Here is a 19,983-nt window from a genome sequence, read left to right on the forward strand (position 1 = left end):
AACAACAAACCCGGCAATTTTCGAAGATTTGCCTGGTTTGTTGTTTTAAAATCAATGACTTAACCCTTTACATAATTTGTGCCGTAAGGTGCGCGCTGCGGGCGGGATAACATGGCACTCGCTTCCTTATCTCCAATAAAATCTTCCTTTTTAGGATCCCATTTTAATTTTCGGCCCAACTTCATAGCCGTATGCGCCAGCAGGCAAGCCGTGCAAGAGCGCTGCGCAATTTCGGCATGACTGATCGTTTGTTTGCCACTCTGAATGCTCTCGATCCAGTTCCGGTGCTGCTCCGGACTTTCGTAAAGATGTATTTCATTTTCCCCAATGACTGACCCGAGGATTTTAGGATCGCTTGCATAAAACGCTTCATTTTTCGCAGCCGTCGTAGCGGCCACAGGATCGGACGCAGTCACGCCCACATTGCCGCGGGAAACAAAAATCCATCCATCGGTACCTTCAAATTTGATCCCGTTTGGATTGGTACCGCCAATTTCCATTTCCACCCCATTTGCATATTTGGCATTCACCAAAAAATCTCCGTGCACATCCCACAGTCCTGACCCTTTCGGTGGAAATGTTGCTTTCCCTTCAATTTCAATCGGTCCGGTCAGTTCGGTATCCATGCCCCAATGCGCAATGTCAATGTGGTGCGAACCCCAGCCCGTGATCATTCCGGCACCGAACTGCTCTAAACGCAGCCAGCCCGGACGTTCATTGAGCATGTCGGTCTGAGAATGTACGCGGTCTTTGGTATAATAAACTTCCGGCGTCGAGCCCAGCCACATATTGTAATTCAAATTGGGCGGCACCGGCATTTCGGTCGTAGTCCCACCCGCCGGATCGCCGGGTAAACCCACATATACTTTCTTCAATTTTCCAATCCTGCCATTTCTCACCAGCTCGCAAGTCCGCTTAAACTGCGGCCACGGCGAAACCGAACGCTGCTGGCTTCCGAGCTGAAAAATCACCTTTTTCTTGATGATCATATTTGCCATCGTGCGGCCTTCTTTGATCGTCAGCGAAGTCGGTTTTTGCATATAAATGTGCTTTCCGGCCACGGCAGCTTCCATCGCCGGTTGTGCATGCCAGTGGTCAGGCGTGCTGATAATCACCGCATCAATGTCTTTTCTGGCCAGAATTTCGTGGTAATCATCATACGTTTTTACTTCCAGATACTTCTCTTTTCCAGTCCGTTCAGCATATTTTTTCTCAATCCAAACCTTACCATTTGCCAAACGGTTTTTATCCAGATCCGCCACCGCAATCACATGCGCAGCTTCATTTTTGATCACTTCCGGCAAATCGTGCGAAGAGCCGATCCGCCCGAAACCGATTTGACCAATGTTGATCTTGTTACTCGGCGCATTTTTGCCAAAAACGCTGGCCGGAACGATCGTCGGGAACATCGAAGCCGCAATGATCCCGGCTGTTCCGGTGGCCGCTTTTTTAATAAATGACCTTCTGTCCTGACTAATTTCTTGCTCGTTGTCTTTCATTGGATTAGGAAATAGTATAGTTGACTGATCTATTTTGTGCGCACCGCATCCTGTGGATTGGTTGCGTAAGACTTGCTGTAATTCCGTGGTTTCTGCGGCCCGATCGCAAATTCAATCGCGCCCAGAATGTGGTTTCTCAAATCCTCTTTTTCGTAATCTTCTTTCTGGTGCCCGAGCGAAGTATAAAATGCGCGGCCACCGTCGTATTCATGCCACCAAACCGACGGGAACACATCCCCGAAGGTGTCCAGCGCTTTTCCAGCAGGTTTCTCAATGGTGGTATGATCATTGACAGCCAGCACGTTAAGATTAACCGCCATTTCTTTTACAAAATAAAATTCATCTGTCGGCCGCTTCCAAACCGGTGCTAAATGTGCCAGCGAAGGATTTTTAGGATCAAGGATTTTAACTGAAAAAGCCTGTCCCGGCTCATGCCAGAAAAACGTCCCGCCGAGCATTTCCTTAAACCATTTCCACTTCCGCTCCGTACCCGAAGCTGAATGTATTCCCACAAAATTTCCCCCAGCCTGAATGTACCGCATCAATGCAACCCTTTGAGCATCAGTGTCAAATACGTCATTATTGGTATTTGAAAAAACCAACGCATCATATTGTTTCAAATTCTCATCCGTAAACTTCGAAGCATCCGAAGTAGTATCTACGCCAAACCCATTCTGCCGCCCCAGCGCCTGAATCGCCACCAGCGAATTGGCGATGTTATCATGAACATAACCCTTCCCATTTCGCGTATAAACAAGAATTTTTACCTTGTTCCACTTGATTTTCTGGGCTTGGGAGCTGCTGATTGTGAAAAAAAGAAGTAGAAGTAAAAAGACAGGTTTCAGGTAGTTCATGGTTGTGTTGATATGCGTTTTTGAAAAACTGTAAATATGAAAGCACCGGAGTTCTGACTAATACCTTAAAACCCAATAGAATTCCCCCCATCCACCGGCAGCGAAACCCCGGTAATAAACTTCGCAGCCTCGGAAGCCAGAAAAACCGCCGCCCAGCCAACATCATCCGGTTTTCCCCAGATTCCCATCGGCGTGCGGTCCATCGCTTTGTCGCGGCGAGCAGGGTCACCATTCATGGCGGTGAGCATCATAGGGGTCTCAATAAATCCGGGCGCGATGGCGTTAATGCGAACATTATAAGGGGAAAATTCCGTCGCCAGCGCGTTCACCATACCGCCGACGGCCGATTTGGAAGCTGTATAAGCCACCACGCGATCAATTCCGTAAAGCGCTGCCATCGAAGTAATCATAATGATGGAGCCACGTTTCCGGGCGATCATTTTCTTGCCAACTTCCCGGGTAATTGAAAAAACGGCGTGCAAGTTCGTCTGAACAACTTTATCAAAATCCTCGTCAGTGACTTCGATTGCATGTTTTTTCATGTTGATACCCGCATTGTTGACCAAGATATCAATCTCCCCGATTTGTGATTCAATATCTTCGATCAGCGCAGGTATCGATTTTAAATCAGTCACATCATTGACTAGGTAATGCGCTTTGTCTCCCAATAACGAAACCGCCTCTTGCAACACCGACTCACGCCGGCCGGTAATGACAACTTCGGCCCCCGCCCACACCAAACATTGCGCAATGTTGAAGCCAATTCCGCTCCCGCCACCAGTCACCAGGGCCAGTTTACCATTCAATGAAAAAGTATTTTCAAAAGACATTTATCTCAAAATTTAAATATCACTTTATTCTAGAAACGAGCGCCAAATGCTCATTTCCAATCCTCTTAGTTCCGCCAGTGCTTTCAGGCGGCCAATCGCAGAATAGCCCGGATATGTTCTTTTATGCAAATCGTCCAGCATTTGGAAACCATGATCGGGGCGCATCGGTAGCATTGAATCAGCGTAGCCGAGTGCTGCGCGGCGTTTTTCTTCCTTCAACAAAGCTTTTACCACCTCGTACATATCCACATCCCCACTCAAATGCGGTGCTTCATGAAAATTGAAAGAATGTTGGGAAGCCGGATCAATTTCCCTTTTTGTTGTTCTTAAATGCACAAAATGAATGCGGTCGCCAAACTTTTCGATCATGCCCGGTAGGTCATTATCAGCGCGCACACCCAGCGAGCCGGTGCAAAACGTGATACCATTTGCCCGCACATCGCAGGCCTCCATCAACTGACGCAGATCCGATTCCGTACTCACCACCCGCGGCAAACCCAGCAGCGAGCGAGGCGGATCATCCGGGTGAATGCAAAGATTAATGCCCAGTTCCCCAGCCAGCGGAGCAACTTGCTGAATAAAATAATAGAGATTTTTACGCAGCTCTTGATCGCCGATTTCAGAGTAAGCATTAAGCAAATCCTGAAAATTGGTCAGCTCAAATGCTTCTTCCGAACCCGGCAAACCCAGCAGCACCGTATTGGTCAAAACCGCAATTTCTTCCGGCGACATCCGGCTTAACTTTTCCTGCGCCGAAGCCCTGATTTCCGGCTCATAATCACTTTCAGCGCCGGGCCTTTTTAAAATGTATAAATCAAAAATCGCAAAGTCCTCCCACACAAACCGCAGCGTTTTTTCACCTCCATCCAGCGTATAATCCAGTGCGGTACGCGACCAGTCGAGCACCGGCATGAAGTTGTAGCAAACGGTCTTGATGCCACATTCCGCCAGGTTTCGCAGGGAATGCTTGTAATTTTCAATGTATAAATCTCGCGAAGGAAGTCCCTTTTTAATGTGCTCATGAACCGGCAAACTCTCCACCACCAGCCAGCTCAATGTTGTGTATTTCTGATTATCAGCTTCAATAAGCCGCTTCCGCTCTTCGATCGCCTCCACCGTCCACACATCCCCAACCGCAACCTGGTGCAATGCGCTGACAATTCCGCTGCATCCCGCCTGACGGATATCCATCAACGATACCGGATCATTCGGCCCAAACCAGCGCATGGTATGAATCATTTGTACTTGGTGTTTGAATTTTACTCGATATACATCCAGTAAGTCTTCCCGAAGAAGCTTAGATGTCTTTACCAGACGCAAAGTGTTGGAGGTTTCCCTTACAATTGCGCTGATAAGAGATTGGCAAAACCCCATTTACAAAGCAAAAAAGGACACTATTTATAGTGTCCTTTGAGCGAATAAATCACAATTTTTTGAGAGGAATACATGTAAATCAGCCGGTGCTCTTTGTCGATTCGTCTCGACCATTTCCCGCTGAGATTTTCTTTAAGGGCTTCCGGTTTTCCGATTCCCTGATAAGGGGTTTCTTGAATATTTTCTAGTAGTTGTCTGATTCTCTTAAGAATTCGGGAGTTTCCAGTCTTCTTCCAATAATTAAAATCTTCTTTCGCGTCCGAGGTAAACTCTATTTCCATATTTCGTCGAGAGTTACCGTCGTGGTACGCCCGGCTTTTACATCTTCATCCCCCCTTGTAATTTTCGCTACAAATTCTGGATTGTATAAACTTTCTTCTCGCTGCTCAGTTTTGAAAGGAAGATCCAATGCTTTAAAAAAAGCTTTTAAAGCTCTTTTCTCATATTGGTTTTTCGGTTGTACAATGAAGGTTTCCATAGATTAGATGCTTGAATGTGATCAAAAATAACGATTTGTTCCATTACTTACAATCTCTAAACCAGCAGTTGCAGGCACTCAGTTGGCTATAATTTTGGTCTCAAAACAAAAACCTGCTGCGTCCCTTTCCCGCTACCGGCACTCTTCACCAGCCGGTTAAAAGCCAAAACCCTCCCATCCGCAGACCAGACCAAATTGCTAGGTGCAAATCCCGATGCCTCACTCAGCGCCTTCACACGCTCCGAAAATGGCTCATTTCCAACTTTACACATGAAAATCTTCCCATCGCAAATATAGGTCAGATGTTTCCCGTCGGGATGCCATCTGACATTAATAGCCACATTGGATTCGTGTTCAGTGAGTTGTTCTGGCTTTCCGCCGAGCGGGGACATCGTGAAAATTTGCATTATGCCCTTTTCATCTTTGGCTAGAAATGCCAGCGTGCTGCCGTCGGGTGAGGAGCGGACTACGCCAAGACACCCGGGATTCTTGCTGTCGGCGGTGAATGTTAATCTTCGCTGGACCGTGCCTGCTGGCGGCATGGGGAAGTCGGTTTCTGTTCCTTCAAGCGGACCGAGGGGGCCTGGTTTCGTGATGTCTTCCGGAATGTCTACGATAAAAACTTCGGGTACATCCTTTCCATTTTTATCCTTTACGGTTCCTAAAAAAGCACGGGCGATTTGCCGGGTTCCGTCTTTTTTCAAATAACCATTGGTACCTACCCAGCTATCACTCGCAGCAAGACTGATTTCATCGCTCCCCGGTTTTGGCTCAGGTACTACCCTCACCACCAGCGCGCTAAACCACTCGCCGCTGACATTCTCATCAGATTTATCTACAACAACCGGCCGGATTTTCCTGGAAACACCGATCGTCCGCAGGTTATGTTTTTTGCCTGTTTTATCCTCCAATGCCTTTAAAATGGCATCATTGTAAGTATATCCGATCCATTTTCCATCGCCGCTCCACTCGTGCCGGTGGGTGCCGCCGCGTAGTGCGCCCGGCGTAAAAGGTGGCAAAATGTCTCTGGCATCCATGAAAATCGGCACATTAGGTTTGTCGTCGTAAATGATCACGCCCGACCGCCGCCACTGCTGGAAGGGATTTTCTTTGGTACTATTTTCAAGACCGTGGATAAAAGCAACCGCATTTTCTTTCGGGCTGTAACTCACAGCTCCCGCGCCAGGTCCCCAATCCTGATTATTTTTGATATCAAACAAAACCTGCTTTTCACCCGTCGCAATGTTCACGCGCTCGATCCGGGAAGAAGCCGCGATGCCGCCTTCGTCGGTGCGGGTGTCATAAACCAGCCATTTTCCATCGGGCGAAAAGTTATCATTGTTGTCCAGGTCATGGTGGTAAGTTAAATCGTGGGTGATTTGCTTTTCGTCCAAAGCAGGAATGTGCTGAATATCAGTTTTAAACATAAGAAAACACAGGAAAAGAAAGGCGACAAAAACGTGCATTGTGAATTATTTTTGCGGCGCGGTGATCACGCCCAGATACCTGCCCATCCAGTAAGGCAAAAGCCAAATATCCCCCGCGCTGTGCTCAGAAGCACCATTTCCACCATTCCGGTCGAGGTTGAACATATTGCCATTGTGCCGTTGAACGGGGCGCTCGTCGGGAGGCAGAACTTCCTTCGTGGTCTGTTTGCGGAAGTTGGGTTCCAGCAGTTCAATGTCTTTCCGGTGGCTGTTTTTAATCACCCAGTCGATCAGGTCAAGCGGGTGTTCCTGCAGGTACCAGACTGCTTCATCGAGGTCAAATTCCTTCGCACCGGTTAATGCAGTGAAGATATTCCAGGCACCTTCCTTTTCTGGCCTTTCCACTTGCCAGTGGTCGAGGATCTGCGTTTTGTATTTTGCTTTCAAAGTATCATTTAAAGCATATCGGTACAGGCCCCAGTAACCCACAAAATACATCTCATCGTCGGAGTGGTTCCAGCCGTCGGACATGTGCTTGGCGTGCTCATCCGCATCCGCAGGCGCTTTTCCGATTTCTTTCATCGAGCGCATCATGTTTTCCAGGTAACCATATTTTGTCATCAGCTCGATGGCCTTTTTCTTGTATTTTTCCTTTTTGGTAAAATGATAAGCCGTTTGCAGCATCCCGATAATGTTCGACGAATTCAGCTTCCGGTCGCCCACATTCGTTGGAAATGAATTTACATACTCTGGGTTCCACTTGCCCCACATGGTCGGCTTGCCGTCATAGTCGATGAGGTACATATCGTTCTTGATAATGTGCGACATCACCGTGTCAATCAGCGTAATAGCCCGTTTTTTCATTGAAGGATCATCCACTAATTCCGCCATCGCACCAAAAGCAAAAATGTGCCCGATGATCTCGTCGCTGCTCGTTGTCGATTTCCAATCCCACTCTCTATCGGGTGAATGCTGCCAGCGCTCAATGTCATGCAACTCCTTCATGTGGCCCGACCGCTCGAATGATCTCGCCGGAAAACCAGGGATCGGATTGACGGTATATAACCTCTCCATACCGTCCAGCGCATCCTTGCAATTTGCCAAAGCCTCAGGCGATTTGGTCACCGCATACCTGAAAATCTCGCCGCCGAGGTACATCGAAGTCCATAAGCCATCATTATCCGAATCCTCCATGTAGCCGGTCGAAAGATTCCCATGATCCATCCCGACCAATGTCGCATTGAAACCATTCCGGATATGCCGCTGCCGTACCTGCTCTTCGAAGAGCATCGCTTTGTCTTCCAGGGTCATTGATTTGAAAATGATTTGTCCCAAACCTTTGGTAGTCAGTACCAGAACGGATTTTCTAGGTCCCTCGGCAATGTCGGTAACCTTGTTTCCCGGCAGCCAGCGCTCACCGTTATAGTAGTCGAATTTCCCGTCTTGCCGGAGTGCAAATGCGCCCTCATCCGACCCAAACCAGATTTTTCCATTTACTTCTCTCACCGCCGTAATGTTGGGTACCGGCACTTTTTTCTGGCTTGCGCCGGTTTGTTTGGCGGTCGCAATGTTAAATGTCAGGTAGCCGTCGGTTGTGCCGATGGTAATGGTGGTGTTTTTGTTCGTAATATCAAAAGAAGTAAAATCTGCTCCCACGAGTTGTTTTGAGAGTTTTTTATCTTTTAATGAAAAAGAATACAAGGATTTTTTACCTAAAATCCAGAACTGATCTGCCGTATTCTGGTAGACAATGTCCTGAATGTCGTCGCTATCCAGCTTGCCGCTCCACAGATTTTGGGAATTCCTGATCAGCTGCAAAGATTTTCCATCCGATATCAGAAAGGTCTGGTCTTTACCACCTGCAAAAATGTCCGCGCCGGGCAGTGAATGTTTGGAAAACAATGTCCCAGCCCATGCATTGCTAAAAATCACGGAGTCGGTCAGGTAAGTAAACTGGTTTTCGTAAGCCGTGATCGCTGAGATTTTTTTGTATTTTAAAAATCGGTAAGTATTGTCAGGGACGACTTTTCCGGGGTATAAAAACTCGCCATCGTAAACATGCTGCAAACCTTCTTTTGCTAAAATCTGAATGTTGCCATTCCGGTCGGAGGCGGCTTGTAGAAGGTCTGTTTTGTTATCTGAATAATATTTGATGCTGTAATCCTGCAAATAAGGTTTGTCTTTGTAAACCGCCTGGGCACGGGTATCCGGTTTATAGAATGCGGAAATGATGAAGATGAGGAGTGATACGTGGGTTTTCATAATTAGCAGAGTTAAATTTTACTTCGTAGGATCGACAACTACATATTTGATCGACTTTTTCCCTTTTTCTGGGTGGTGCGAGTAAGTCATGTGCAGCAATCCGTCTGGTGTCTGGATTAGGCAAGGGTAGGAGTAGCCCCCTTTTTTCGTCGTGTCGTTTTCGATGAAAGCTTTTCGTTTCCAGGTTTTTCCTTCATCGTCCGAAAGCATCAGGCTTAGCTGATAGCGTCCGTCATCAATGTCATTTCCTAAAAAAGCCCAGCGGCCGTCTTTTAATGTGATCAGCTCTACGCTCGCGGTGTTCGGGATGTCCGCTTTCACGGTTGCTTTCCAGGTTTCACCATTGTCGGCTGACTCGCTCATGTGTACCCGCGTCGGCTCATCGCCGCTGTCGCGCATGTAGGCGATTAGGTTACCGTTTTTCTTTTTAATGATCGCCGGTTGGATCGGTCCGCGGCCTACAATCGGCAGTCCGGGTTTCCAGGTTTCACCGTTATCATTTGAAATCGCCGTCATCGAAAAATTGTAGCCATCGGAATAAAGCGGCAGGATAATCCGCCCGTTTTCCAGCAAAAGCGGCTTAATCCGCGTCATCCAGCCAATGCTGCGTTTAGACTTATCCTTGCTGGCTTCGATGATCATTTCATCATATTTCGGTGCGTAACCTGCCCAGCCAACTTGATGTTCAGGCAAATCCTTAAACTTTTTTGCGACCTCTTCGGCAAAATGTTCATCCGGTTTCAGAAGAATGTTATCCTGCCAATTCCAGACCGGCGCTCCGGGTTTGTTGTAATCTGTTGAAGTCCTTAATCTCAGAATCGACTGCTCCCACAAATTGGCCTGCACCGCGATCCAGACCAGGAAAAGTTTACCTTGCGCATTCAGGAAAAGCACCGGGTTACAGTCGGGAATGTGCGGGGTGTCTGCCATCAAAAACGGCTCACTCCACTTCGTATCGCCTTTTTTCAACCTCGCTCCCATGATTTTTACATCGTCTTCCGTCCTCTCGCCACTTCCCTGAAACCATGCTGCCAAAAAATCACCATTGGGCAGACTTACCAAGCTGCTTCCATGCACATGCTGCGGCTGGTGCGGGAAAATCAGCATTTGCTGTACAACATTCTGGCTTCCGGTGCCAGACGATTGTTGTGCTAACGATAATACTTTAAAACTTAAACTGAGGGCTAGTGTTAAAATCAATTTCTTCATGTACGCCAACTATTTTACTTTCTTCCGCCGCTCCATCATTTCCTTCCAGGTAGTCTGGATGATGCCCTGCGACTTGATAAATTCCTTTAAATCCTTGTCCATCATCGACAGCATATCAGCATGGCGCGAGCCGCCCGAGGCGCTGATGTACTTGAATTCCTCTGTGATGTCGCTGCTGTGGACAATGATCATCGCCACGCCAGGCTGCATATTCGTGAGAGTTTCCTTGATTTTTTGCGCTTTGTATTTGCCCCACTGCTCGGGCGTAATGTTGTTACCTTCGGGTTTCCAGTCACCGCTGATCGTGTGCAGATCGTCGAGCACGGGTAGTCCCGCCGCCCAGATTTTCTGTCCTACCGGGCCGGTTTGTTTGGTAATCTCAGGATTTGGCAGCTTCATGCCTTCCTTCCATTTTCCTTCCGATTTAAGCTTTTTAATCACGGGATTGTTGAGACTTTCAATCAGAAGCTTATTATTCCCGCCCGGGAACATGACCGGGATCTGATGCTCCGCGCCGACTTTAATGTAGCGTTCGAGGTAGGGAATGTGCGCAAACAAAGTGCCCATGTGCGAATCCATGTGCGTCGGTTTCAAACCCAGTTTCAATGCACGGTCGAGCTGTGCACGGATTTCTGCTTCCACTTCATCGGGGCTTGCGTTTTTTATCACCTGCTCCACCTCGTGCCACATAGCACCTTCATTATCAGTGAGTCCCGGTGCGTGCGGAATGCCGGTCAGCGGCGGCCAGCGGTAATCCTGCCACTCGGATGTCAATGTTAAATGTAACCCCGCGTCCATATTCGGGTTGGCGATCGCGAACTTGGCAAAGCTTGCGGCCCAGGGGCAGGGCATCATAATGCTGCACGAAGTGGCAATGCCATTCTGGATCGATTTCTTCACGCCTTCATTCGACGAGTACGACATACCCGCATCGTCCACGTGGAAAATCACAACTTTTGCGCCTTTCGGCCAGCCGAGCTTTTCGGCGTAGGTTTCGGCAGTTTGTGCCTGGGTTTGGTTCATGGCTAAAAACAGAATGTTGATAGCTAAAAGTAGCATTAATCGTTTCATGGCTGTTGTTTAATGTTGCCAACTATTTGGAAATCATACCCTGGTAGCGGCCCATCCAGTAAGGCAGCAACCAGAAAACCGGCTCACGCTCCACCTGCGGGTTTCCGCCTGCTAATGTCCACGGATTTTTGTCCCAGCGAACTGTCATCCGAATGCTGGCAGGCTGCAACTGATTCACCTGTTCATCCTCCAAAATCGGTGTGCGCACCACGCTGATATCTTCCCTTCTCCGGTGGTCAATCGGCCAGTCGATCAGGTCCAGCGGGGTATCTACCAGGAAATCGACGGAGTTTTGCAGCTCCGCTTTTTTGTTCAGCGCATTGCAGTAAATGAAATTAATGAGCGGGTTATGGTCGGCTTTTCTTTTGGTAAACCATTCTTCCAGGTGTTCTTTGTAAAACTTTACCTTCTCCGGATCTTTTTCACAATTAATCAAAATCGGGTAGAGATAAGCCTGCAAAACCAGGTCAAAATAGATCAGCCAGGCCGGATTTTGCTTGGTTACCTCCTTCATGTTTTCGAGGTAATGTTCCTTCTTAATCAGGCGGAGATATTCTTTTTCATATTTCTGATTTTGGGTCATGAAATAGGCCAGTTTCAGGAATGTCAGCATTTCCATGGAGTTCTGGTTGCGGTCGGGCAGCCACTCCGGCTCACGGTTAATCTGGTCCGGCGACCATACCGACCAGCGTGTAGGCGTACCGTCCACATCCACCAGGTTGAGGTTGTGCGCCATCAGATAATCCACGATTTTCGCAACATGCGCCGCCACCACTTTTTTCTCGGCCTCATCCGCGACCAGCGTATAATAATAATAGTAACCAAACATGTGGCCGCACATTTCGTCGCTGCTGGTATCACCTTTCCAAAGCCATTTTCCATCTTTTGACTTGTGCCAGCGCACTTCCACCGGTTTAAAGCGCGGCTCTTTCACCAACTCATCCGCTTTTTCGCGCTCGGTAAACGTCCGGTTTTCGTCGTGCATGTGCGTCCAGTCGGCGGGGATGATGGTGCGGGCGAAAAATCCGTCGGTATCCGTCACTTCCTGCAAAAGTTTCAGGAAGCCAAAACCCTTTTTAGCATTCTGTTTCGCGACCGGATGTTTGGTAGCAGCGTAGCGGAAACTTTCCATTGCCAGATAATTTCCAGTGTACTCGCCATCATTATCGTCATCTTCCGGCTCCCAGGATGTCGTATCTCCGGCCACTTTCAAATGTGCCTGCCCGGCGATCCACGGCGCACGAATGTGCCTTTTCATCAATACATCATAGAAAAAGTCATTCTTCTGGGCCAATGTCATTTTCCGTTTCCGGATCGCGCTCACACCGCCAGGCGTCGCAATCCAGGCGGTACCTTCTTTATCAAATGCAATGCTGTTTACCTGGTCATGCATCAGCCAGCGCCGCGAAATCAGTAGCGAATGTGTACCATCGGGCCGGTAACGCACTACGCCCGCCTGGCTGCCCACCCACATCGAACTATCCGGCGCATACCTTACTGCCGTCACATAAGTCGAAGGAATGCCGTCAGCTGGCCGCAACTCTTTTTCTTTTTTCTCTGCATTTTGGATGGTAACTCCGCCCAATCCACCAATCCAGAGCTTCTTACGATCATCCAGCGCCAAACCTTTCGTGTAGCCGCTGATCAGCGCGTCGGTTTTATAGAAATGATCGGTTTTTTGTTCTCTCCAATGATAAAGCCCCACATCGGTAGCGATCCACAAACCATGATTTTGATCTGAAATCACATCCCGCACCGAGCGGGCAATTTTGGTTTCTTTTTTGACAAAACCCTGACCTTTATTCATCCAAAAACCATTCGGCCCGATGGCAAAAATGCCGTCGACAGTAGCGCAGATCGCTGAAATTGGTCCTGCGGGACCAGCTATTTTACTTACAGAATTGTTTTCAGTTTTATATAGACCATTCCAGGTGCCCAGCCAAACTACCCCGCTCGTATCCTCGGCTACGGCATAAGCCGGCCCATCGTCTTCACCAGTGATAATCTTTGTCCAGGCTCTTGATTCCTTAGTTTTTTCAAAAATCCCCGCTGCCGTCGCGATCCAAACATTACCGTCCTGATCTGCCATAATCTGACGTACCTCGTTTTCGCCCGCATTATTCCCGACGGGATAAGCGTCGTGGTATTCCTGCCAAAACGGCTTGTCCTGGTAGAATGCATCCTCGGCATCCGCATTCTCCTTTTTGGTACAGGAAAAAATCAGAAGGCAGCTTAGTAATGTGCACCAAACGACGCTATGACGGGACAACCTGCTCATGCCTCGGCGTAGTTAACATCTTCCTGAAACAGCAGGCAAATCAGTTTTTTATATTGAGAAAAATCGGGGATCATCAGCTGTGCGCCGGCTTTTACCAGCCGTGGACGTTTCGCAGGATTATGTCCGAAACGCTGCACTTCGTTGCTAGTAATACCCACCGAAATGCCGCCAGCGCGACGTCCCTCACGAATTTCGTCCGGACCGTCGCCAAAAACAGCCAGCTCATTTCCATTCAGGTTATTATCCTTAATGATCTTTTCAATGATCATTTTCTTGGAAAACTTGGTGTAATCTTTCAGCGCGCCGTAAATGCCGCCGTCGAACAAATCGGCATAACCCAGCATTTCAGCTTCGTTACGCACATCTTCGGCATCGGTACCGCTGGCGAGGTACATCGTCACGCCTCTTTCTTTTAATTGATATAAAAATGCGACGGCACCTTTCATGGTATAATCTTCCTGGCCCAGCTCGCCTTTCGCCAGTTTGTCCATGCGCTTGTTCACCATTTCCATCAGCCCATCATTGTAAAGCTGCTTGTACTGGAATTTGTCCAGGATTTGATCTTCGGGCACATAACCGAATTCACGCACGAGATTCACCAGACCTTCCATCTGATAAATCGTCTGGATACCCGTGGTTTTATGGATAAACAGCTTCACATCTTCCTTAATCTTATGGAATGTGCCCGCATCGACCGTCTCATATTGTTCTCCCAAAATCGATTTCATCATCACAGGCTCCATAATTTCCTCCCAGCCCTGCCGCAGCGAGCTAATCGTACCATCGTGGTCAAACACCGCGTAGCGAATGTGGCCCAGCTTTTCCAGCACTTCCGGCGCACAAAGTTCAAATTCTGTATCAGGATAAAATGTGGCGCTGCGCTCGTTTTCGGCGAGGTCAGCGTTATATATGTAGTCCGGCTCGTTGCTGATTGCCAGGATTTCTTCGGCATTGGCGGTGCCGGTTGTATACAATTTTTGTACAGTTACTGCGGCCGCGAAGTTGGCAAATACGGCTGCTTCGGCAGGTGAAAAACCGGCTGCCAGGCAAAGACTGATTGCGCTGATGGCTGTATCGCCCGCGCCGACGGTATCGAGCTTGTTTTTGAGCTGCAAGCCCAGAATTTCGTGGTAACCGCTTTCATCAAAAGCAATAATGCCTCTCTCCCCACAGGTTACAAACACCGGTTTCCCACTTTTTTCAAAAACCTGTTTGCCAAAAATTTTGACGTCTGAAACCGGGAAACTTTCGTCTGGCGCAACCGTCAGGCCTGTCAGCGAGGCAATTTCACGATCGTTTGCTTTCAGGTAAGTGTTTTCAAAACGATCATTAAAATGCCGGGAATCCAGCATCACGATCTTGTCGGGATATTTTGTAAAAAGCGCATTCGCACCTTCAATAAAAGATTCATGATTAATGCTGCCGGTCACCTGCTGGTTGAAGATCAGGGCGTCGCAATGTTGCAGGGCATCTTCCAGCGCCGCCAGGATTTTCTGGTCGGTATCTTCACTTCTTTTATTATAAACCCCAAAGTCTATACGCGGCGCTTCCTGGCCGTCGATAAGCCTTTTGAGATAGTTATATGTCAAGAATTTTTCCTGCTGGATAAACAGGGAGGACGTATCAGCACCAAGCTTACTAAGCTGCGCAGTCAATTCCCGACCCTGCATATCGTCGCCGATTGTGCCGATCACCTTGATGGAAGCAGGCTTCAATGCGGCCAGATTGGCCACTACATTGCCTGCGCCGCCAGGGGTATGGTAATGTCTGGCGACGGTTTCTGTCCAGAGGCCGGTTTCAATCGAAACTTCGGAGCCCTGGTTGTCCATAACCCAGTACGAATCGAGACAGAAATCGCCGTAGACGGCCATTTTTACGGAAGAGATTTTTTCAAGGATTTGAATGATGCGGCTTTGATCCATGGGTAATTGTTCTGACGGGATTTAGGAAAATGTTGGCTTCGTATTGCTTAATACTCTTGAAGCGGTTGGGCAGGCTATCGGCGTCCGGCACCATTTATAAGAACCGAACGATAACTTATTGTTACCGAATTGCTAAATGAAGCGACTTTGCGCAAATTGAAGATAATTTTGCGCAAGTTGCGATTTGGGAATGAAAATGTTTCGTGTAGATTTATCAAACAATTCAGGACACCACTCGAAAGAAAACGTTACTCAGGTTTTGAATAGCAAAATTTTCAGTTGCTATCGTCGCGTTTCAAACAACTTTATTTTTCTCAGCATACTTGAATATCAGCTTAGTAATCGTGCGCTTTGTCACATTCGAATAGTTTTTAGTTTTGTATTAAATAAAGAATAAAAGTTCTTTTTAAAATAAAGTCCAGTAGCTAACCCGAACCCTTTCTATACGATAAACTTTACAACCGTGGCCTATCCTGACGAAAATACCATCAGAAAAGTGACGCAAGGCGATGAAGCCGCATTTGCAGAACTCTATAATTACTACAAGACGCCTGCGCTGCGTTTCACCATTTCGTTGCTGAAAGACGAAGAGGAAGCGGAGAATATGGTCCAGGATGTTTTTATCAAAATCTGGGTCAAGAGAGCGCAGATTAAGCCGGATTATAATTTCAATTCTTACCTGTTTACCTGCCTGCGGAATATGGCTTTCGATCATTTCAAAAAGATCGAGAAAAGCGAGCAGCTGCGGAAATACTATATGGAGGCCATCAGGTCGGCTGGCGAAGAGGAGCGGGAAGAAAGCGAAAGAAGGATCAGTCTCGTGCAGGCCGCAGTCGATTCGCTGTCTTTGAAAAGAAAACAAATATTGAAACTGAACATTGAAGAAGGTAAATCTTACCAGGAAATTGCAGAGTTCCTGCGAATTTCGAAAAATACGGTGAAGAACCAGCTGGTAAAAGCCAAGCAGATACTGAGAGAAAAAGTAGATTTTGCTACAATCTGAAATAGCATCAGAAGTTACCCCCCGCGATATTCCTAAAACCTGACAAAGAGAAGCACATTGCTTCTCTTTGTTCATTTTGGCCTATTTGAGATCTTTGAGTTTCGCGAGGTCGATTTCTTTGAGAATGTCCTTCATCTGGTCGACGGTAATGTTGTTGCCTTCAACGTTTACCAGGTATCGGTCGCCCACAAGCACATTCACTTCTCCGGACTTGCTGTCGTTATTGTATTTTTCAAAAGCCTTATAGCCTTCGATTTTCGTCGTTTTTTCGTAGCCGGAGGTCGTTTCTTTATCAATCTCCGCCATCGACCAGGCTGCCAGCGCCATGGTAGAAACACCTGCGATGCCGCCGGTATCTACAATTTCCACATCAATGCTTTCTTCGCCGCTTTTGTATTTAGCCTGCGCCGTGGAAACCGTAAAGCCCATCGCGCCGGATTTTTCGCCGGTGGCTTCGGTGCGGTCGAGGCCGCTGAGCTTTTCGGGAAGCAGCTCTTTGAGTTTGCGGAAATCCACAGGATCAACCGTCTCGCGGTCACCGATGGCTTTTGCTTTGTCAGCGAAGGCCTGTAATGCATCGGCAGGACTGTCGTCTTCCTTGGCTTTTTCTTCTTCTTGTTCTGCCTCTTCTTGCTCTTTTTCTTTATTGCCGCAGCTGCTGAAAAGCAGAACCGAGGAAAGCAAACATGCGAAAATAAACGATGTTTTCATCTTGGACAGGATTGGGGGTTTGATTCGAATATCCATTCAATTTAATCAAAACAAACCAATCCGGCTTTCTTACTTGGCGGTTTTCTCTATTTGGTTCAGGCTGTGCGTTCCAGAGGATTATTCCTCGACCGGATTATGAAATAAATGCCTAACAATACCGCCGGAATGCTAAGAAACTGGCCCATATTCAGGGCATAATTCGCTTCAAAAGCTTCCTGGTTTTCTTTTAGGAATTCATACAAGAAACGCAATGTAAATACCCATACAAGGAAAACGCCCACCATCAATCCGCGTGGGGTGGCGGCTTTGTAGCGGTTCCAGATCCAGAATAAAACGAAGAAAAGGATCAGGCAGGAAATGGATTCATAGAGCTGCGCCGGGTGGCGGGGAATTTGTCTGAACTCGGTATTATGCATGAAAACGAAGCCCCAGGGCAGATCAGTAGGCTTACCGACGATTTCGGAGTTCATCAGGTTACCAAAACGGATAAAACAGCCGCCCAGCGCAAAGGTGAGCGTGAGGCGGTCGGTAACCCAGAAAAATGTTTGCCCGGTAGCTTTCCGCGAGCGGGAGTAAAGCCAGAGCCCGATCACCGTCCCGATCACCGCACCATGACTTGCCAGTCCGGCGTATGGCGGCAATATCACTTCCAGGGGATTTTTGAACAAGGTTTCGGGTTCATAAAAAAGAAAATGTCCCAGGCGCGCACCGATGACGATCGAGAGAACCATATATAAAGTTAACGCGTCTATATCTTCGAGTGATTTCCCTTCTTTTTTAAAGATATGGATCATGATCTGCTGGCCGATCAGAAAACCGAGGGCAAAAAGAAGCCCGTACCAGCGGACGGGGAAAGGGCCAAAACCTAGAAATTCGGGGATTGTAAAAATTTCAGGACTGGCGTCCCAGATGATATAGGAAATCATGCGTAAGTGATGTTAATTGTCAAATATACGACATTGAGACAAGACAAGAAATGAAATTTTTACTCATAGGATTGGTCCGGATTTACCAGGGAGTGCTGTCGCCGTACCTGCCAAATTCGTGTCGGTATACCCCTACTTGTTCGCAGTATATGATCGAGGCGGTGACGAAGCACGGGGCGATAAAAGGCGGCTGGATGGGCCTGAAACGCTTTTCCCGGTGCCATCCGTGGGGCGGGCATGGCCATGACCCAGTGCCTTGATCAGCCGATTGCGACCTTCCGCAAAATGGAATCGATGATCGTCATAGTACGCACGCCGTCGGCCTCCGCCTCGTAGTTGAGCAGGATCCGGTGGTTCATAATGTCCGGCGCGAGTTCCTTGATATCTTCGGGCAAAACGTAGTCGCGGCCTTCCAGGTAAGCCAATGCTTTGGCAGCGCGGTTGAGGTAAATGGTGGCACGCGGCGACACCCCAAATTGAATGTAGCGCGCCTCATCGCGGAGCCCGTAATCCAGCGGGCGGCGGGTCGCGAAGACGAGCTCAATAATATACCTTTCCAGCGTATCCGAAATGTTGACCTTATTTACATTGTCACGGATTGCGAAGATTTCTTCTTTGTTCAGGATCGGGCGGATCTGGTAATCATAGTTAATGTCCGACATTCTCCGCATGACTTCCAATTCTTTGGCTTTATCGAGGTAATCGACGTACACCTTCATCATGAACCGGTCGATCTGCGCCTCGGGTAGGGGATAGGTACCTTCCTGTTCCACAGGGTTTTGCGTAGCCAGCACCACAAACGGGCGGTCGAGGAGATAGGTTTCGTCGCCGATCGTCACCTGCTTTTCCTGCATTGCTTCCAGCAGCGCCGACTGTACTTTCGCCGGGGAGCGGTTTACTTCATCCGCTAAAATCAAATTTGAAAAGATTGGGCCCTTTTTTACCTCGTAATCCCCGATTTTTGGTTTGTAAATCATCGTACCGATCAAATCGGCAGGCAGCAGATCAGGGGTAAACTGGATGCGCTTAAAGTCCAGGTGCAATACTTTTGCCATCACATTGATGGTCAATGTTTTGGCAAGACCTGGCACGCCTTCCAATAAAATATGTCCACCGGTGAAGAGACCGATCAGCAAGCGGTTGAGCAGTTTATCCTGCCCCACCACAACCCGGCCCATCTCATCCAGTACTTCCTTGATTTTTTCTATGTACATGAAATGTGATTTTTACTCCCAAACAGCCCGCACAAACCGGTCTTTTCCGTGGATATCTCGCAAGATTTCCACTTTTTTATAATTTCTTTCTTCAAAAACCTGCTTGGTGCCCGAGCCGAAATGTTCGTTGATCTCGACATACGTTTTTCCGCCGGATTTGAGGCAATGTACACCAAAGTCGGCGATGGCTTTGTAAAACAAAAGCGGGTCGCTGTCTTCAACAAATAATGCTTCCTTTGGCTCAAAACGCAGAACATTGGGCCGCATGTGCTCCTGCTCGGAGTAAGTAACATAGGGGGGATTGCTCACGAGGCAGTCGAATTGCATCACATTTCCAGGCAGCGGGAAGGTAACATTGAGCATATCCTGCTTGGCAAAAGTAACATCAGCAATGAGCTGGCGGGCGTTTTCTTTGGCTACTTCCAGGGCTTCGTCGGATACGTCCCAGGCGTGCACTGACACGTGCGGCAGAAACCGGGCGAGCACGATGGCGATACAGCCGCTCCCGGTGCCGATATCAAGAATTGAAATGTTTTTTTCAGGCTCCGCATAGTCGCGGGTAACCATTTGTACGAGCTCTTCGGTTTCGGGGCGGGGGATCAGCACGGAGGAAGAAACCCGGAATTCGAGCCCGCAAAACTCGGTGGAGCCGATGATATGCTGAACGGGCTCGTTGTTGTTCAGCCTTTCAATAATGTTCTCCCAATCCGGCTGTGCCGTATTTTCCGGGATCGGACGGTCCACCAGCACATCAATGTTGCGAAGCCTCACATAATGTTCCAGGAGCATGAATGCGATGGCCTGCGCTTCTTTGTCGGGATAAACTTTTATGCTTTTTAAGATATATTGATATAGCTGGCGTGCCGAAGTCATTTTCAATCGTTTTTAATCCAATGTCGGAAAGTTAGCAAATTATGCCAACTCG

The 19,983-nt window shown here is 48.0% G+C and carries 18 protein-coding genes; 2 read left to right on the forward strand and 16 right to left on the reverse strand.

Annotated features, from left to right (window positions below):
* Nucleotides 1-59 precede the first annotated feature (59 nt).
* From FEN17_RS13550 to FEN17_RS13605, 12 genes are all read right to left on the reverse strand, one after another.
* Nucleotides 60-1,499: a Gfo/Idh/MocA family protein gene (locus tag FEN17_RS13550; RefSeq protein WP_138365887.1), complete on the reverse strand. Its 1,440-nt coding sequence runs from the start codon at nucleotides 1,497-1,499 to the stop codon at nucleotides 60-62.
* 29 nt (nucleotides 1,500-1,528) lie between these two features.
* A complete protein-coding gene (locus FEN17_RS13555) occupies nucleotides 1,529-2,353 on the reverse strand; it encodes a ThuA domain-containing protein (protein ID WP_138365888.1) in 825 nt (274 codons plus the stop codon).
* Between the two features lie 65 nt (nucleotides 2,354-2,418).
* Nucleotides 2,419-3,183, reverse strand: a complete 765-nt coding sequence (locus FEN17_RS13560; protein WP_138365889.1) for an SDR family NAD(P)-dependent oxidoreductase — start codon at nucleotides 3,181-3,183, stop codon at nucleotides 2,419-2,421.
* Nucleotides 3,184-3,207: 24 nt separating this feature from the next.
* Entirely contained in the window at nucleotides 3,208-4,422 is a 1,215-nt protein-coding gene (gene uxuA / locus FEN17_RS13565) for a mannonate dehydratase (RefSeq protein WP_138365890.1), read from the reverse strand.
* Between the two features lie 155 nt (nucleotides 4,423-4,577).
* Nucleotides 4,578-4,838, reverse strand: a complete 261-nt coding sequence (locus FEN17_RS13570) for a Txe/YoeB family addiction module toxin (protein WP_138365891.1) — start codon at nucleotides 4,836-4,838, stop codon at nucleotides 4,578-4,580.
* On the reverse strand, nucleotides 4,829-5,035 hold the full coding sequence (locus FEN17_RS13575) for a DUF2683 family protein (protein ID WP_138365892.1): 207 nt from the start codon (nucleotides 5,033-5,035) through the stop codon (nucleotides 4,829-4,831). The genes FEN17_RS13570 and FEN17_RS13575 overlap by 10 nt, the downstream gene beginning before the upstream one ends.
* 86 nt (nucleotides 5,036-5,121) lie before the next feature.
* Nucleotides 5,122-6,462 (reverse strand): DUF3748 domain-containing protein, encoded by a 1,341-nt coding sequence (locus FEN17_RS13580; RefSeq protein ID WP_138365893.1) that lies wholly within the window; start codon nucleotides 6,460-6,462, stop codon nucleotides 5,122-5,124.
* A gap of 45 nt (nucleotides 6,463-6,507) precedes the next feature.
* Nucleotides 6,508-8,724, reverse strand: coding sequence for a hypothetical protein (locus tag FEN17_RS13585; RefSeq protein ID WP_138365894.1), 2,217 nt, complete (start codon nucleotides 8,722-8,724; stop codon nucleotides 6,508-6,510).
* Nucleotides 8,725-8,742: 18 nt separating this feature from the next.
* Nucleotides 8,743-9,933, reverse strand: coding sequence for a sialidase family protein (locus FEN17_RS13590; RefSeq protein WP_138365895.1), 1,191 nt, complete (start codon nucleotides 9,931-9,933; stop codon nucleotides 8,743-8,745).
* A gap of 9 nt (nucleotides 9,934-9,942) precedes the next feature.
* Nucleotides 9,943-11,004 carry a polysaccharide deacetylase family protein gene (locus tag FEN17_RS13595; RefSeq protein WP_138365896.1) on the reverse strand — a complete coding sequence of 354 codons (1,062 nt, stop codon included), beginning with the start codon at nucleotides 11,002-11,004 and terminating at the stop codon, nucleotides 9,943-9,945.
* A gap of 22 nt (nucleotides 11,005-11,026) precedes the next feature.
* Nucleotides 11,027-13,282: a ligand-binding sensor domain-containing protein gene (locus tag FEN17_RS13600; protein ID WP_138365897.1), complete on the reverse strand. Its 2,256-nt coding sequence runs from the start codon at nucleotides 13,280-13,282 to the stop codon at nucleotides 11,027-11,029.
* On the reverse strand, nucleotides 13,279-15,204 hold the full coding sequence (locus FEN17_RS13605; RefSeq protein ID WP_138365898.1) for a PfkB family carbohydrate kinase: 1,926 nt from the start codon (nucleotides 15,202-15,204) through the stop codon (nucleotides 13,279-13,281). Before FEN17_RS13605 ends, FEN17_RS13600 begins: the two co-directional genes overlap by 4 nt.
* Before the next feature lie 463 nt (nucleotides 15,205-15,667).
* On the opposite strand from FEN17_RS13605, the gene FEN17_RS13610 reads away from it, so the two are divergent.
* A complete protein-coding gene (locus FEN17_RS13610) occupies nucleotides 15,668-16,207 on the forward strand; it encodes an RNA polymerase sigma factor (protein ID WP_138365899.1) in 540 nt (179 codons plus the stop codon).
* Between the two features lie 81 nt (nucleotides 16,208-16,288).
* Here FEN17_RS13610 and FEN17_RS13615 read toward each other — a convergent pair whose 3' ends face one another.
* Entirely contained in the window at nucleotides 16,289-16,918 is a 630-nt protein-coding gene (locus tag FEN17_RS13615; RefSeq protein WP_138365900.1) for a hypothetical protein, read from the reverse strand.
* Nucleotides 16,919-17,013: 95 nt separating this feature from the next.
* The gene (gene lgt / locus FEN17_RS13620) at nucleotides 17,014-17,844 is read right to left on the reverse strand and encodes a prolipoprotein diacylglyceryl transferase (RefSeq protein ID WP_138365901.1); all 831 of its coding nucleotides are present in this window, start codon (nucleotides 17,842-17,844) and stop codon (nucleotides 17,014-17,016) included.
* A gap of 50 nt (nucleotides 17,845-17,894) precedes the next feature.
* On the opposite strand from lgt, the gene yidD reads away from it, so the two are divergent.
* Nucleotides 17,895-18,104 (forward strand): membrane protein insertion efficiency factor YidD, encoded by a 210-nt coding sequence (gene yidD, locus FEN17_RS13625; RefSeq protein WP_138365902.1) that lies wholly within the window; start codon nucleotides 17,895-17,897, stop codon nucleotides 18,102-18,104.
* Here yidD and FEN17_RS13630 read toward each other — a convergent pair whose 3' ends face one another.
* Together FEN17_RS13630 and prmC are read right to left on the reverse strand one after the other, a co-directional pair.
* Nucleotides 18,105-19,058 carry an AAA family ATPase gene (locus tag FEN17_RS13630; RefSeq protein WP_138365903.1) on the reverse strand — a complete coding sequence of 318 codons (954 nt, stop codon included), beginning with the start codon at nucleotides 19,056-19,058 and terminating at the stop codon, nucleotides 18,105-18,107. It lies immediately after the preceding gene.
* Nucleotides 19,059-19,070: 12 nt separating this feature from the next.
* Nucleotides 19,071-19,931, reverse strand: a complete 861-nt coding sequence (gene prmC, locus FEN17_RS13635) for a peptide chain release factor N(5)-glutamine methyltransferase (protein ID WP_138365904.1) — start codon at nucleotides 19,929-19,931, stop codon at nucleotides 19,071-19,073.
* Nucleotides 19,932-19,983 lie beyond the last annotated feature (52 nt).

Origin of the sequence: Dyadobacter luticola (assembly GCF_005860805.1) — a bacterium.
Classification (GTDB): domain Bacteria; phylum Bacteroidota; class Bacteroidia; order Cytophagales; family Spirosomataceae; genus Dyadobacter; species Dyadobacter luticola.